The 14,232-nt window shown below is 64.2% G+C and carries 13 protein-coding genes; 7 read left to right on the top strand and 6 right to left on the bottom strand.

Annotated elements, in window-relative coordinates; genetic code table 11:
- Nucleotides 1-47: 47 nt before the first annotated feature.
- A complete protein-coding gene (locus BLR26_RS14085; protein WP_093381498.1) occupies nt 48-1,256 on the top strand; it encodes an MFS transporter in 1,209 nt (402 codons plus the stop codon).
- 66 nt (nt 1,257-1,322) lie between these two features.
- A complete protein-coding gene (locus BLR26_RS14090; RefSeq protein ID WP_093381500.1) occupies nt 1,323-3,683 on the top strand; it encodes a DNA polymerase II in 2,361 nt (786 codons plus the stop codon).
- A 62-nt stretch (nt 3,684-3,745) separates the two neighbouring features.
- Here BLR26_RS14090 and BLR26_RS14095 read toward each other — a convergent pair whose 3' ends face one another.
- Complete coding sequence (locus tag BLR26_RS14095) at nt 3,746-4,249, bottom strand: anthrone oxygenase family protein (RefSeq protein ID WP_045194118.1); 504 nt, start codon at nt 4,247-4,249, stop codon at nt 3,746-3,748.
- 223 nt (nt 4,250-4,472) lie between these two features.
- On the opposite strand from BLR26_RS14095, the gene BLR26_RS14100 reads away from it, so the two are divergent.
- Entirely contained in the window at nt 4,473-5,054 is a 582-nt protein-coding gene (locus tag BLR26_RS14100) for a DUF4174 domain-containing protein (RefSeq protein WP_093381503.1), read from the top strand.
- Between the two features lie 32 nt (nt 5,055-5,086).
- On the opposite strand, the gene BLR26_RS14105 is transcribed toward BLR26_RS14100, so the two are convergent.
- The 3 genes from BLR26_RS14105 to BLR26_RS14115 all read right to left on the bottom strand — a co-directional run bounded on the left by BLR26_RS14105 (nt 5,087) and on the right by BLR26_RS14115 (nt 7,715).
- A complete protein-coding gene (locus BLR26_RS14105; RefSeq protein WP_093381504.1) occupies nt 5,087-6,181 on the bottom strand; it encodes a polyamine ABC transporter substrate-binding protein in 1,095 nt (364 codons plus the stop codon).
- 36 nt (nt 6,182-6,217) lie between these two features.
- Nucleotides 6,218-7,033, bottom strand: coding sequence for a carbon-nitrogen hydrolase family protein (locus tag BLR26_RS14110; protein WP_093381505.1), 816 nt, complete (start codon nt 7,031-7,033; stop codon nt 6,218-6,220).
- Between the two features lie 94 nt (nt 7,034-7,127).
- Nucleotides 7,128-7,715: an SMI1/KNR4 family protein gene (locus tag BLR26_RS14115; protein WP_093381506.1), complete on the bottom strand. Its 588-nt coding sequence runs from the start codon at nt 7,713-7,715 to the stop codon at nt 7,128-7,130.
- A gap of 189 nt (nt 7,716-7,904) precedes the next feature.
- Between BLR26_RS14115 and BLR26_RS14120 the strand changes: the two genes are divergently transcribed.
- The 3 genes from BLR26_RS14120 to BLR26_RS14130 all read left to right on the top strand — a co-directional run bounded on the left by BLR26_RS14120 (nt 7,905) and on the right by BLR26_RS14130 (nt 11,900).
- Nucleotides 7,905-8,438: a sigma-70 family RNA polymerase sigma factor gene (locus BLR26_RS14120; protein WP_093381507.1), complete on the top strand. Its 534-nt coding sequence runs from the start codon at nt 7,905-7,907 to the stop codon at nt 8,436-8,438.
- Nucleotides 8,438-9,403 (top strand): FecR domain-containing protein, encoded by a 966-nt coding sequence (locus BLR26_RS14125; protein WP_093381508.1) that lies wholly within the window; start codon nt 8,438-8,440, stop codon nt 9,401-9,403. The genes BLR26_RS14120 and BLR26_RS14125 overlap by 1 nt, the downstream gene beginning before the upstream one ends.
- Nucleotides 9,404-9,500: 97 nt before the next feature.
- Complete coding sequence (locus BLR26_RS14130; RefSeq protein ID WP_093381510.1) at nt 9,501-11,900, top strand: TonB-dependent siderophore receptor; 2,400 nt, start codon at nt 9,501-9,503, stop codon at nt 11,898-11,900.
- 235 nt (nt 11,901-12,135) lie between these two features.
- On the opposite strand, the gene BLR26_RS14135 is transcribed toward BLR26_RS14130, so the two are convergent.
- On the bottom strand, nt 12,136-12,645 hold the full coding sequence (locus BLR26_RS14135) for a methylated-DNA--[protein]-cysteine S-methyltransferase (protein WP_093381512.1): 510 nt from the start codon (nt 12,643-12,645) through the stop codon (nt 12,136-12,138).
- 14 nt (nt 12,646-12,659) lie between these two features.
- Nucleotides 12,660-13,217, bottom strand: a complete 558-nt coding sequence (locus tag BLR26_RS14140; protein WP_093381515.1) for a helix-turn-helix domain-containing protein — start codon at nt 13,215-13,217, stop codon at nt 12,660-12,662.
- Between the two features lie 96 nt (nt 13,218-13,313).
- On the opposite strand from BLR26_RS14140, the gene BLR26_RS14145 reads away from it, so the two are divergent.
- On the top strand, nt 13,314-14,198 hold the full coding sequence (locus BLR26_RS14145; protein WP_093381518.1) for a DMT family transporter: 885 nt from the start codon (nt 13,314-13,316) through the stop codon (nt 14,196-14,198).
- Nucleotides 14,199-14,232 lie beyond the last annotated feature (34 nt).

The raw sequence follows: 14,232 nt of genomic DNA on the forward strand, positions 1-14,232 counted from the left end.
TGCGCGCAGGCTTAAGGTTCGCCCATCTTTCCTACAGGAGTTTCACCATGACCCACATCAGCTGCAGCGCCGATGGGCCGGCCGCACTGGAGCAGCCCTTGCCGGTCAGCGGCCTGCTGGCCCTGGCCATGACCGGCTTTATCGCCATCCTCAGCGAAACCTTGCCGGCCGGGCTGCTTGGGCAGATCTCCAGCGGCATGCAGGTCAGTGAGGCGATGGCCGGGCAGATGGTCAGCGTCTATGCCCTGGGCTCGCTTTTGACCGCCATCCCGCTGGTGACCCTGACCCAGGGTTGGCGCCGGCGGCCGGTGCTGTTGCTGGCGATTATCGGCTTCTTGCTGTTCAACACGGTGACGGCGTTGTCGAGCTCGTACTGGCTGACCCTGGTCGCGCGCTTCATGACCGGTGTTGCCGCGGGCCTGGCCTGGGGCGTGATTGCCGGGCATGCACGGCGCATGGTCAGCCCCGAGCAGCAAGGCCGGGCCATGGCGGTGGCGATGATTGGTGCGCCAGTGGCCTTGTCGCTGGGGGTGCCGGCCGGCACCTGGCTGGGCGAGTTGCTGGGCTGGCGCATGACCTTTGCCCTGGTGTCCGGCGCGACCCTGGTGCTGGTGGCCTGGGTGCTGTGCAAGGTGCCGGATTTCGACGGCCATGCCCCCGGCCAACGCCCCGGTATCGCTCAGGTGCTGCGCACACCCGGGGTGCTGGCGGTGCTGCTGGTGATCCTCAGCTGGGTGCTGGCGCACAACGTGCTGTACACCTACATCGTGCCGTACCTGGCCTCGGTGGGCCTGGCGGCGAGCACCGGCATGGTCCTGCTGACCTTCGGCATTGCCGCCCTGGCCGGCATCGGCGTGGTCGGTGCGCTGATCGACAAGCACCTGCGCAACATGGTCCTGCTGAGTTTGTTCGGTTTTGCCGTGGTGGCGCTGGTGCTTGGTTTTGTCAGCCAGTCGGCGCCGCTGGTGTATGTCAGTGTCGCGCTCTGGGGCCTGACCTACGGCGGCGCGCCAACCCTGCTGCAAACCGCCAGCGCCGATGCCGCCGGGGAGGGCGCCGATGTCGCCCAGTCGATGATCGTCACGGTATGGAACTCGGCCATTGCCGCCGGTGGCCTGCTTGGCGGTGTGTTGCTCAGCCAGTGGGGCGTGGGCAGTTTCCCCTGGGTGTTGCTGGCGCTGATCGCCCTGGCCCTGTTGATTGCCGGTCGCGCCCATGGCCACGGTTTCGCCCCGGGCGCACGGGTGCCGAGCTAAGTTCGCCAGGCCGCCGCGCAGACGGGTAGAATCGGCGCATACACAGGCGTTTTCGAGGTTGCAGCGGTGGAGTTACAGCAGGGCTTTGTCCTGACCCGGCATTGGCGCGATACCCCGGCCGGTACCGTTGTCGAGTTCTGGCTGGCCACCGACCAGGGCCCACGGCGCTTGCGTCTGCCGCTGCAGACTTCAGTGGCGTTCATCCCCGCCGAACAGCGGCGCCAGGCCGAGGCGGTGTTGCGCGGCGAGCGCGAGGTCGAGTTGCGCGAGCTGGCCCTGCGCGATTTTGAACAACGGCCGGTGCTGGGCTTGTACTGCCGTCAGCACCGCCAGTTGATCCAGCTGGAAAAGCGCCTGCGCGCCGCCGGCGTGCAAATCTACGAAGCCGATGTGCGCCCGCCGGAGCGCTACCTGATGGAGCGCTTCATCACCGCGCCGGTCAGCTTCAGCGGCACGGCGGATGCCAGCGGCGTGTTGATCGACGCCCAGCTCAAGCCCGCCGCCGATTACCGTCCCACGCTCAAGCTGGTGTCGCTGGACATCGAAACCACCGAACGCGGCGAGTTGTATTCGATTGCCCTCGAAGGCTGTGGCCAGCGCCAGGTGTACATGCTCGGCCCGGCCAATGGCGACGCCGCAGGCGTGGATTTCGACCTCCAATACTGCGACAGCCGCGCTCAATTGCTCGAACGCCTCAACGACTGGCTGGCCGTGCACGACCCCGATGCGATCATCGGCTGGAACCTGGTGCAGTTCGACCTGCGCGTACTGCAGCAGCACGCCACCCAGCTCAAGGTGCCGCTGCGCCTGGGCCGTGGCGGTGAGGCAATGGACTGGCGCGAGCACGGCAGCCGCGCGCATTTTTTTGCCGGGGCGGCCGGGCGGCTGATCATCGACGGTATCGAAGGGCTGCGTTCGGCGACCTGGAGCTTCCCCTCGTTCAGCCTGGAGAACGTCGCCCAGACCCTGCTCGGCGAAGGCAAGGCGATCGACACCCCGTACCAGCGCATGGACGAAATCAACCGCATGTTCGCCGAGGACAAGCCGGCCCTGGCCCGCTACAACCTCAAGGACTGCGAGCTGGTGACGCGGATCTTCGCCAGGACCGAACTGTTGACCTTCCTCCTCGAACGGGCCACGGTCACCGGTTTGCCGGCTGATCGCAGCGGCGGTTCGGTGGCGGCGTTCTGTCATTTGTATATGCCTTTTATGCACCGCCAAGGCTTCGTCGCGCCCAATCAGGGCGAGCGCCCGGAGGAGGCCAGCCCGGGCGGTTTTGTCATGGATTCGCGACCGGGCTTGTACGAGTCGGTGCTGGTGCTCGACTACAAGAGCCTGTATCCGTCGATCATCCGCACGTTTCTGATTGACCCGCTGGGGCTGGTCGAAGGCTTGCGCGAGCCGGGCGATGAGACCTCGGTGCCAGGCTTTCGCGGGGCGCGTTTTTCCCGCAGCCGGCATTGCCTGCCGGCGATTGTCGAGCGGGTCTGGCAGGGCCGTGAGACAGCCAAGCGCGAGCACAATGCGCCGCTGTCCCAGGCGCTGAAGATCATCATGAACGCCTTCTACGGCGTACTCGGTTCCAGCGGTTGCCGCTTCTTCGACCCGCGCCTGGCTTCATCGATCACCATGCGCGGCCACGAGATCATGCGCCGTACCCGCGAGTTGATCGAAGCCAAGGGTTATACGGTGATTTATGGCGACACCGACTCGACCTTCGTCTGGCTCAAGCGTGCCCATGACGAGGCGGACGCGGCGCAAATTGGCCGCGAGCTGGTGCAGCAGGTCAACCAGTGGTGGCGTGAGCACCTGCGCGACAGCTATGGCCTGGACAGTGCCCTGGAGCTGCAGTACGAAACCCACTACAAGCGCTTTTTGATGCCGACCATTCGCGGCGCCGAGAAAGGCAGCAAGAAACGCTATGCCGGCCTGGTGCAACGTGGCCAGGGCACTGAAGAGATGATCTACAAAGGCCTGGAAAGCGTGCGCACCGACTGGTCGCCGCTGGCCCGGCAGTTTCAGCAGGAGCTGTACGAGCGCATCTTCAAGCGCCAGCCTTACCAGCAGTACCTGCGTGAGTATGTGCGCAAGACGTTGGCCGGTGAGCAGGATGAACTGTTGATCTACCGCAAGCGCCTGCGCCGCCCGCTGGCTGACTACCAGCGCAACGTACCGCCGCATGTGCGGGCGGCGCGCATGGCCGATGACTTCAATGACCGTCAGGGCCGGCCGCGGCAGTATCAGAATGGCGGCTGGATCAGCTACGTGATAACCGTGGCGGGGCCGGAGCCGCTGGAGACGCGGCATTCGGCGATCGATTACGACCACTACCTGACCCGGCAACTGCAGCCGGTGGCGGATGCGATCCTGCCGTTCGTGGAGGATGACTTCACGGTGCTGATCGATCGGCAGATGGGCTTGTTCTAGCCGGACCTGCATGCACCGACACTGTGGAAGCTGGCTTGCCAGCGATGGCTGCGTAGCAGCCGCTATTGAGTCCACACCACCCGCAGCAAGGCCACCATCAACCACGCCGTCGCCGCCAGGGCGGTGATGGTGCGCACATGGTTCCAGCGGTTCCACACCCGTGCATAGGTTGGCCAGGCACTGGCCGCTTCGCTGCTGGCCGGGTCCAGGCGCGCCAGGCTCTGGTTGCGCGGCACGTTGAAGAGCAGGGTCACCAGTACGTTGCCGAGCAGGTACAGGCCGCTGCCGATGCCGATACACAGGCTGCCCGGCAATGGCCAGCGCAACCAGGCCCAGGTCAGCAGAATCGCGCAGGTCACGGCGGTGCCGAGAAACAGCGAGAGGAACAGGCGGTTGAGCACCACCTGGTTGATCGATTGCATGGCCGTCACCGCACTCTGTGCCGGAATGCGCTCCAGGGCCTGCATGACGAAGTTGGAGAAGGCGAAGAACAACCCGCCCATCAACCCACAGCCCAGGGCGGTAACAAGGATCAGCAGCAACAGCAGGGTATCGGCAATGCTCATGGTTCAGGCCTTTTTCCAGGGTGGTCGACGGGCATGGCTGGCGGCCTTCAGCTATCCTCAGAATCGGATGACAGACCTTTCGGTAGGTATCCAAGGTCGCACTTGGTAATCGGAAGTTACCTTTGCTTTGCCCACTCATCTGGCCCTGTAGTTTAGGCTCGCAACCCGGATCTTTCGTCGCGATTTGTAGTCTTTGATGCATGGAAATTGAAAGGAGATGCGCATGCTTGTTCGGTCACTGACCCTCGCCGCCTTGCTGGCCTTCGTTGCCGGCCCCGCCCTCGCTGCCGATAGCGATGACCCTCTGGCCCGGGATCTGAACAAGGCCCGTCCCTTGGTTGTCCTTGCCCCCAGCACCGCCGACCCGACTCTGCGCGAATTGAACAAGGCCCTGGAAGACCCGGCCAGCAAGGCGGCATTCGAGGAGCGCAAGCTGGTGCTGTACAGCGTTGCCGGCATGATCGGCAAGCGCGATGACAAGTTCATGGATCAACAGGAGACCATGGCCCTGATCCGCCGGTTCAAGTTCAGTGCCCGGGATACGATGGTCACCCAGGTGGTACTGGTAGGCAAAGACGGCGAACAGCACCGGATCGAACACACCGGCACCCTCGAGCCCAAGGCGATTTTCGATGCGGTCGACCAGTTGCCAGCGGCAGAGAAAGCCATCGTGCCGCCGACCGTTGCCGACCTGAAAACCGACGCCACGAAGGACAAGGACGCCAAGCCCGGCAAGGATGGCAAACCGGCCAAACCGGCGAAACCTCCTAAGCCCCTGCCTCCACCCAAGCCGCTGGAGGATTGAGGCTCAGCGGTCGCCGAGCCCCCTTCGGGCAACTAACTGCCGGTCTTGACCTTGCTCCACACCCGGGTGCGGATGCGTTCGTACTTGAGTGGCAGCGGCTCCAGGGCGAACAGGGTGTCGAGCACCGCCTGGGGCGGGTACACCGAGGGGTTGTCGCGGATTTTTGCGTCTACCAGCGGCGCGGCATCCTTGTTGGCGTTGGGGTAGCCGAGGTAGTTGGTCGAGGCAGCGATTACCTCGGGGCGCAGCATGTAGTCGATGAAGGCCAGGCCTTGCTGCGGGTTGGGCGCGTCCTTGAGCAGGACCATGCTTTCGAGCCAGAACGGTGCGCCTTCGTGCGGAATGCTGTAGCGGATGTCGCGGCCATTGTTGGCGTTGTTGGCGGCAAGCTTGGCATCGAACACCCCGCCAGACCAGCCGAGCACCACGCACACGTTGCCGTTGGCCAGGTCGGAGATGAACCGCGAGGAGTCGAAGTAGGCGATGTGCGGGCGCACCTTGAGCAGCAGCGCCTCGGCCTTGCGGTAGTCCTCGGGGTTCTTGCTGTTGTAGGGCAGGCCCAGGTAGTGCAGGGCGATGGGGATGATCTCGCCGGGTGCATCGAGCATGGCCACGCCGCAGTCGGCCAGCTTGGCGATGTTTTCTTCCTTGAAGATCAGGTCCCAGGAGTTGAGCGGTGCATCCTTGCCCAGGCGCGCCTTGACCTTGTCGACGTCATAGCCCAGGCCCGTGGTGCCCCATAAGTAGGGGGCGGCGAAGCGGTTGCCGGGGTCGTTGCCCTGCAGTTTGGCGAGGATCTGCGGGTCCAGGTGCGCCAGGTTGGGCAACTGGCTGCGGTCGAGCTCGGCCAGCACCCCGGCCTTGATCAGGTTGGGCAGCAGGTCGGCGCTGGCGAACACCACGTCATAGCCGCTGCGCCCGGCCATCAGCTTGCTCTGCATGACATCGCTGTTGTCGAACACGTCGTACACCGGGGCGATCCCCGAGGCCTGCTGGAACTCCTTGGTGGTGTTCGGCGCGATGTAGTCATACCAGTTATAGATGTGCACGCTGGGCGCGGCGGCCTGGGCGGCGGCCAGGTTTAGCAGCGCGGCCAGGGCCAGGGGCAGGCGACAGATCGACTTCATGAAGGGCACTCCGGATTCTTGTTATAGGGGTAGCGCTCAGGGGATCAGCAGTTCGCGGCGGCCATCGGCGTGTTCAAGGCGCTGGCCAGGCAGGTGCAGGCGCCGGTCGGCCAGGTAGTCGTAGTCGCGGCGAGCCAGTTCGAGTTGCCCAAGGTCCAGTTCGATGAGCTGCCGGCAGGGCTCGCGCCCGGCCTCGAACAGCAGGCGCCCGTGCGGGTCGACCACGGCGCTGCCACCGGCGAACACCAGGTTGTCATCGCCTGCACCGACGCGGTTGACCATCAGCGCGAAGGCCTGGTTTTCCTGGGCGCGGGCCATGATCGCGGTGCGGTGCACCGGGCCGTAGGGGTCCATGTTGCCGTTGCTGACCACGATCAGCTCGGCGCCCAGTTGCGCCAGGGCGCGGCTGCTTTCCGGCAGCTCGATGTCGTAGCAGATCAGCAGGCCGATACGCAGGCCTTTGAAGGTGGTGGTGGCGTAGCGATCACCGGGGGTGAACAGGCCGCGCTCCGAGGGCCACAGGTGGGTTTTGCGATAGCGCAGGGCGATGCCTTCGGGGGTGAGTAGCAGCGAGGTGTTGTAGAAGCGGCCATCGGCCTTTTCGGCCAGGCCGATCACCACCGCCACGTCACGTTTGCGCAGCGCCTGCAGCACCGCCTGGACGCTGGGGCCATCCACCGTTTCGGCAACCTTTGGCAGCTGTTCGGCGCTGGCAAAACCCATCAGCTGGGTTTCCGGGAACACCAGCAGGTCGGTGTCGGCCGCACAACTGGCGATCGCTTCAAGGGTGCGTTGCAGGTTGTAGGCAGTATCGCCGTCGCGGCCGGCGAGTTGTATCAGTTCGATCTTCATCGGGGTTCCTTGCGGGGGGCTGGAACCGAGTATGCGGCGCGACGGCGTGGGCGTTAATTACGTTGATGGAGTAACCCTGAATGGGTAATGGCGCTCAGATCTCGCGTTCGACAAAGGCAAAGTCATCGTCGATCAGTTGCTGCAGGTACTGATCGAAACTGTCGGCGATCACTTCATAACTGTCCGGGTCGTGCAGGTAGCGCACCACCTGGCCGACAGTGCCACCGGCGGCGGGGTTGAAGTCGATGTACAGCTTCGAGCTGCCGCCGTTGTTCATGCAATGGGAGAAACACAGGCGCTGGTTCATGGCCAGGTCGCTGTCGATGCCCGCGCCGACGGTTTCCGGGTAATCCTCCAGGTACTCGCCGTACATGCCGCGAATGCTGTCGGTGTAGCTCCGGGCGTCTTCGAGGATCTGCTCGCTGGCGCTGAGGTAATAGGGGTATTCGAACACGTCCGAACCGAGCACCAGGACGATGACCGTGCCGCCCGGGTAATCACGAAAATGAGTGCCGTCGATCTGCCCGAGCAATCGCAGCAGGCTGTCGGGGCACAGCGGGTAGTGGGCGCTGAGTTTTTGCAGGTCTGCGGCCGAAGCGCCGTGGGCGAGGTTCAATTGTTCAAGCTCTTCGCTTGGCAGCGCCTGGCGCAGGCCGCTGAGGTAGGTTTCGACGAGTGACATGGGGCGGTTCCTTCCTGAAAGCGCAGAGGTGTGTGGCAGGCTGACTGAAATTCACCGGGATTGCCAGTGCTATGGGCGCGGCGGTGCGACGACTCGACTTGGCCCGTGATCAGCCTGACGCCGCGCTTCCACCGGCGTCCTACATTCGCATAGAATGATAGAAATTCTCATTTACTTTTTCGAGTCATCATGAGCGATTCCAACCCCGCCCTGCGCCAGCAGGTCAGCCACCTGTACCAGGCTCATCACCGCTGGCTGACCGGCTGGCTGCGCCCGCGAGTGGCGTGCCATGACCTGGCCGCCGACCTGATGCAGGACGTGTTTGTCCGCGTGCTCAGCGCCGACGATGCCGTCGACCGCCTGCGCGCCGTGCGCGAACCGCGGGGCTACCTGGCGACCATCGCCCGGCGCTTGATGATCGACCATTTTCGCCGTGCGCGGCTCGAACGCGCCTGGCTGCAGGCGCTGGCCGAGCAACCTGAAGCCCTGGATATTTCCGCTGAAGCGCGGGCGATCCTGCTGGAAACCCTGTGCGAGCTGGATGCCATGCTCGCCGGCCTCGGCGCCCGGGTGCGCAAGGCTTTTCTGCTCTCGCAACTGGACGGCATGACCTACAAGGCCATCGCCGAAACCCTCGGCATCTCGGTGGTCACGGTCAATCGTGACATCGCCAAGGCCCTGCACCATTGCACGCTGTATAGCCTGCAACACGAGGCTGACTGATGGCCGCCCTCGATTCGCGCCAGCTCGCTGCCCTTGAGCAGGCCGGCGCCTGGCGTGCGCGCCTCAATGATGAAAGCGCCGGCAGCGCCGAACACGCCGCCTGGCACGCCTGGCTGCAGGCCGACGAGCAGCACCGCTGGGCCTGGCAGCAGGTCGAGCGGGTGCAGCAACGCCTGCAGCAAATGCCCACGCGCCTGGCCGGGCGCACCCTGGAACTGGCCGGCCAGCAACCGGCGCTGGGCCGTCGCGGTGTGCTCAAGGGGCTGGTGCTGGCGGCGGGAGCCGGTGCTGTGGGGTGGGGCGGTTACCAGCAGGCGCGCCAGGGCCCCTGGTTCGCTGATTATCACACCCGCACCGGCGAACGCCTGAACCTGACCCTGGACGACGGCAGCCAGGTGCAGCTCAACACCGCCAGCGCCCTGGATGTGCGCTTCGACCTTCAACAGCGCCTGCTGGTGCTGCGCGATGGCGAGGTGCTGATCACCACCGCCAAGGACCCGGCCAACCGGCCCTTCCTGGTACAAACCCGCCACGGCACCGTGCAGGCATTGGGCACACGCTTTTCGCTGCTGGCCGGCGAAAACACCACACGCCTGGCAGTGTTCGAAAGCCGCGTACAGGTGCTGGCGGGCGAGCAGGGCGGCGGTGCGCTGGTGGAGGCGGGCGAGCAATGCCGCTTCGCCAACCCGGCGCTGGTGCTCAGTTCGCCACTGGAGGGCAACCTGGATGCCTGGAGCAAGGGCCTGCTGATCGCCAACGAGCAGTACCTGGGGGCCTTTATCGCTGACCTGGCGCGCTACCGCCGCGGCTGGTTGCGTTGCGCGCCGCAAGTGGTGGGGCTGCGCATCAGCGGCACCTTCAGGCTCGACGACCAGGCACAGATCTTCCGCGCCCTTGAAAGCACGTTGCCGGTGCGGGTCAGCCAGCGCACGCCGTATTGGGTGACGGTAGAGGCACGCAAATAAAAGTATTTTTCATGCAAATGATATTAATTCGTCTTGTCGTTCGACTTATGGAAGGCAGGCCCACTGCCTGAATGCCAACCAGAAGAGAACGCATCGAATGAGAACCCGCCCGATTCACCACGCCCTGCGCTGTTGCGCGCTGTTGTTGCCCTTGAGCATGGCCCAGGCCGAATCGGCCGCGCGCAGCTACGACCTGGCCCAGGACGATCTTGGCCAGGTGCTGACCCGTTTTGCCGCCCAGGCCGGCGTGGTGCTGTCATTTGACCCGGCGCTGACCCGGGGCCAGCGTAGCGAAGGCCTGCACGGCCAGTACGGGGTCGAGGAGGGCCTGCGCGCCTTGCTCGCCAGCAAGGGCCTGGCGCTGATCAAGGAAGCCGACGGGCGCTACAGCCTGGTGCGCGAAGTGAACGAGGCGGGTGCGATCAACCTCAGCGCCACCGAGGTCACCAGCAACCAGCTGGGGACCATCACCGAAGAAAGCCGCTCCTACACCCCCGGCACCATTGCCACCGCCACACGCCTGGTATTGACCCCGCGCGAGACGCCGCAGTCGATCACCGTGGTGACCCGCCAGCACATGGATGACTTCGGCCTCAACAACATCGACGATGTGATGCGCCACACCCCGGGCATCACCGTCTCGGCCTATGACACCGAGCGCAACAGCTACTACGCCCGCGGCTTTGCCATCAGCAACTTCCAGTACGACGGCATTCCCTCGACTTCGCGCAACGTCGGTTACTCGGCTGGCAACAGCCTCAGCGACATGGCCATCTACGACCGCGTCGAAGTGCTCAAGGGCGCCACCGGCTTGCTCACCGGCGCAGGCTCGCTGGGCGCGACCATCAACCTGGTGCGCAAGAAACCCACCGCCGAGTTCAAGGGCCATTTTGATCTGGGCGCCGGCAGCTGGGACAACTACCGCAGCGAACTGGACGTCAGCGGCCCGTTGACCGACAGCGCCAACGTGCGTGGCCGGGCGGTGGCGGCCTATCAGGACAAGCACTCGTTCCTCGACCACTACCAGCGCAAGACCAGCGTCTACTACGGCATCCTCGAGTTCGACCTCGACCCCGACACCCTGCTGACCGTCGGCGCCGACTACCAGGACAACAACCCCAAAGGCTCCAGCTGGTCGGGCACCGTGCCGCTATACGATGGCAATGGCGACACCAACAATGTCTCGCACCACTTCAACAACGCAGCGAAATGGAGCAGCTGGGAGCAGTACACCCGCACCGTGTTCGCCAGCCTTGAGCATCACCTGGACAACGGCTGGGTGGCCAAGGCCCAGTTCGATCACAAGATCAACGGCTACCACGCGCCGCTCGGCTCGATCCAGGGCTACCAGCCACGCAAGGACGGCACCGCCGGCATCTATGCGCAGAAGTACACCGGCGAAACCGTGAGCGACTCCCTCGACCTGTACCTGAGCGGGCCGTTCCAGCTGTTCGGTCGCGAGCATGAACTGGTGATCGGCAACTCCTATACCGCCTCGCGCTGGAAGGGCAACGACTACCGCGACGTTACCCATGCCAATAACAACATCCTCGACTTTCCCAACTGGGACGGCGACATCGGCGAACCTGACTGGGGCCCGGTGTCGGCGCGCACCGACGACAAGGTTCGCCAGAACGGCACTTACCTCACCGCGCGCCTGCACCCGATCGACGACCTGACCCTGCTGCTCGGCGGGCGCCTGGTCAACTACAGCTACGACGGCATCGACGCCGACAACAAGGAAAACGACCGCCTGATCCCTTACGTAGGCGCGGTCTATGACCTCAACGACACCTATTCGCTGTACGCCAGCTACACCGACATCTTCATGCCTCAGGACAGCTGGTTCCGCGACCGCACCGACCGCCTGCTGGACCCGGACGAAGGGCAGAACTACGAGGTGGGGATCAAGGGCGAGTTCCTCGATGGCCGGGTCAACGCCAGCCTTGCCTATTTCGAGATCCACCAGAGCAACCGCACCGTCGAGGACAACCAGTACAACGGCGACCCGACCAACCCGGCGGTGGGCTTCGCCTGGATGGGCGTCAAAGCCAAGACCAAGGGCTTCGAAGCTGAAGTCTCGGGTGAGCTGGCGCCGGGCTGGCAATTGCAGGGCGGTTACACCCACAAAGTGATTCGCGATGACGAGGGCCAGAAGGTGTCGACCTGGGAGCCGGAAGACCAGGTCAGCTTCTACACCAGCTACAAACTCAAGGGCGCGCTTGATCGCTTGACGGTCGGCGGCGGCGCGCGCTGGCAGGGCAAGGGCTGGCAGGTACTGCGCAACCGCCCCAAGGGCATCGACGAGGAGTTCGCCCAGGACCCGTTCTGGCTGGTGGACCTGATGGCCCGCTACCAGTTCACCGAGCGTTTTTCGGCCACGGTAAATGCCAATAACCTGTTCGATAAACGTTATTACACCAACATCGGTTTTTATAACTCGATGTCGTACGGTGACCCGCGCAATTTGATGCTGACCACGCGCTGGGATTTCTGATCGGTTAAATAAAAAACGCCCCCTTGATCTATAAAAAAGGGGGCGTTCTGTTATTCCGGCTTATATATGCTTATCGAGCATCAGGCCCGGCTTCTACGGGCGGCTTCAGGATCAGGTAGGCTTTTAGCGCAAGGGCTGCAAAGCAGAAGGCCATGCCGGCAATGAATTGAAATGTAGTCATAAACTGCCCTCCAAAACAATTAACTGACGATTATAACATCTATAAATAATATAACTAGGCGTGGCGTTCGTGTTGCAACAACCAGCGCTTGCGTTCAATACCGCCGCCATAACCTGTCAGTGCGCCATTGCTGCCCACCAGCCGATGGCAGGGAATGGCCAGGCTCACCGGGTTCAGCGCATTGGCCAAGCCCACTGCCCGTGCAGCTGCCGGGTTACCCAGCTGTGCAGCAATCTGCCCGTAGGTGCGGGTAGTGCCTGGCGGAATTTCCCGTAACGCCGCCCACACCCGTTGCTGGAACGGCGTGCCGCCGGCATCAACTGCCAGCGCATCAAACGCCTGCAACTGGCCTGAGCAATAAGCCTGCACAGCATCGGCAAGCGCCGTCAGCCCAGCGGTTTCGCGTAATTGCACAGCGGCGCCAAAACGGGTGCGCAGCAACCGCAGCAGGCGTTTTTCTGGCTCATCGAATTCCAGCGCCAACAGCCGTTGGTCATCGCCGATGATCAGCACCTGGCCAATCGGCTCCGGCACGTGCAGGCGGCGCAGCAGCAGTTCGCTCATGGGCAGTCCTCGTTTCAGCCGTGTTCGATCAGCATCACCGCCAGGGTGTCGGCGGCCAGGGCCTCGAACACGTGCGGGGCGTCGGCCGAATAGCTCATGTAGTCACCGGCCTCCAGGGTCACCGCTTGCTCGAGCGGGCCGACCCGGGCGCGGCCGCTGCAGAGGATCACGTGCTCAAGGGTACCCGGTGGATGCGGTTTTGACAGCCGCGGTTCACCCGGCTGCACCCGCAGCCGGTAGATATCGCGCTGCGCCCCGGCCGGGCAGGCGGCGAGCAGGGTGGCGGCGTAATGGGCCTGCTCGCTATGGCTGGCGGCGCCTTCAGCGGCGCGAATCACCTGCACGTGCTGGCGCGGCTGGCCCATCAGCCGGCTGACCGGCACCTGCAACGCAGTGGCCAGGGCCCAGAGGGTTTCCAGGCTGGGGTTGCCGACCCCGGACTCCAGTTGCGACAGGGTCGACTTGGCCAGGCCCGCGCGCTTGCCCAGCTCGGTCACCGACAGGCCCAGGCGCTCGCGCTCGCGGCGGATGGCGCTGGCCAGCAGCAGGATGGGGGAATGGGCTTCGATCATATGTTCTTTATACCGGTCATTTGTTCGCCTTGACGAACGCTGTTCATCTGTTCAGCATAACGGACCTTTGTTCGATATGACAGGAGTCGATTCAGCATGCACCTGAAAACACGTGGCACCCTGGAGATGACTGCAGCCATGGTGATCTCCGGCACGGTGGGCTGGTTCGTGCTGGCCGCAGACCAGCCGGCAGCGGCTGTGGTGTTCTGGCGTTGCCTGTTTGGCGCGCTGGCGTTGCTGCTGGCCTGTGCCGGCCTGGGCTTGCTCCGGCGCAGGGTGATTAGCGGCCGCCAGGCGCTGGCGGCGGTGTTGGGCGGGGTCGCGCTGGTGCTGAACTGGGTGTTGCTGTTCAGTGCCTATACCCATGCTTCGATTGCCGTTACCACCGTGGTTTATCACACCCAGCCGTTCATGCTGGTGGGTTTGGGTATGCTGCTGTTCGCCGAGAAGATGACCGTCAACAAGGTCGGCTGGTTGCTGGCGGCGTTCGCCGGGATGCTGCTGATCGTCATGGCCGGATCGAGCGTTGACAGCGTTGCCGGAGACTACCGCCTGGGCGTGCTGATGGCCCTGGGCGCGGCGTTTTTCTATGCCGTCGCTGCCGCTATCACCAAGCGTTTGCAGGGGGTGGCGCCGCACCTGATCGTGTTGATCCAGATGCTGGTCGGGGTGCTGCTGCTGGCGCCGTTTGCGCAGCTGCCGGGGTTGGCCCTGGCGCCCGCTACCTGGGCACTGCTGGCCACGATCGGCATCGTCCACACCGGGTTGATGTCGACCCTGCTGTACAGCGCCATCCAGAAAATCCCCACCAGCCTGGTCGGCGCCTTGTCGTTCATCTATCCGCTGGTGGCGATCCTGGTCGACTGGCTGGCCCTGGGGCATCCGCTGAGTGCGCTGCAACTGGCCGGTTCCGGCTTGATATTGCTGGCGGCGGCGGGGATGACCTTTGGCTGGATGCTGCGGATCACGACCGCTAAGTAGCGCTCTTGTGGGAGCCGCCCTTGCCGGCGATGGG

This window comes from Pseudomonas sp. UC 17F4 (assembly GCF_900101695.1).
Classification (GTDB): Bacteria; Pseudomonadota; Gammaproteobacteria; order Pseudomonadales; family Pseudomonadaceae; genus Aquipseudomonas.

Coding starts and splice junctions, on each gene's coding strand:
- BLR26_RS14085 (WP_093381498.1), top strand. CDS start 48: ATGACCCACATCAGCTGCAGCGCCGATGGGCCGGCCGCACTGGAGCAG.
- BLR26_RS14095 (WP_045194118.1), bottom strand. CDS start 4,249: ATGAGCATTGCCGATACCCTGCTGTTGCTGCTGATCCTTGTTACCGCC.
- BLR26_RS14100 (WP_093381503.1), top strand. CDS start 4,473: ATGCTTGTTCGGTCACTGACCCTCGCCGCCTTGCTGGCCTTCGTTGCC.
- BLR26_RS14105 (WP_093381504.1), bottom strand. CDS start 6,181: ATGAAGTCGATCTGTCGCCTGCCCCTGGCCCTGGCCGCGCTGCTAAAC.
- BLR26_RS14110 (WP_093381505.1), bottom strand. CDS start 7,033: ATGAAGATCGAACTGATACAACTCGCCGGCCGCGACGGCGATACTGCC.
- BLR26_RS14115 (WP_093381506.1), bottom strand. CDS start 7,715: ATGTCACTCGTCGAAACCTACCTCAGCGGCCTGCGCCAGGCGCTGCCA.
- BLR26_RS14120 (WP_093381507.1), top strand. CDS start 7,905: ATGAGCGATTCCAACCCCGCCCTGCGCCAGCAGGTCAGCCACCTGTAC.
- BLR26_RS14125 (WP_093381508.1), top strand. CDS start 8,438: ATGGCCGCCCTCGATTCGCGCCAGCTCGCTGCCCTTGAGCAGGCCGGC.
- BLR26_RS14130 (WP_093381510.1), top strand. CDS start 9,501: ATGAGAACCCGCCCGATTCACCACGCCCTGCGCTGTTGCGCGCTGTTG.
- BLR26_RS14135 (WP_093381512.1), bottom strand. CDS start 12,645: ATGAGCGAACTGCTGCTGCGCCGCCTGCACGTGCCGGAGCCGATTGGC.
- BLR26_RS14140 (WP_093381515.1), bottom strand. CDS start 13,217: ATGATCGAAGCCCATTCCCCCATCCTGCTGCTGGCCAGCGCCATCCGC.
- BLR26_RS14145 (WP_093381518.1), top strand. CDS start 13,314: ATGCACCTGAAAACACGTGGCACCCTGGAGATGACTGCAGCCATGGTG.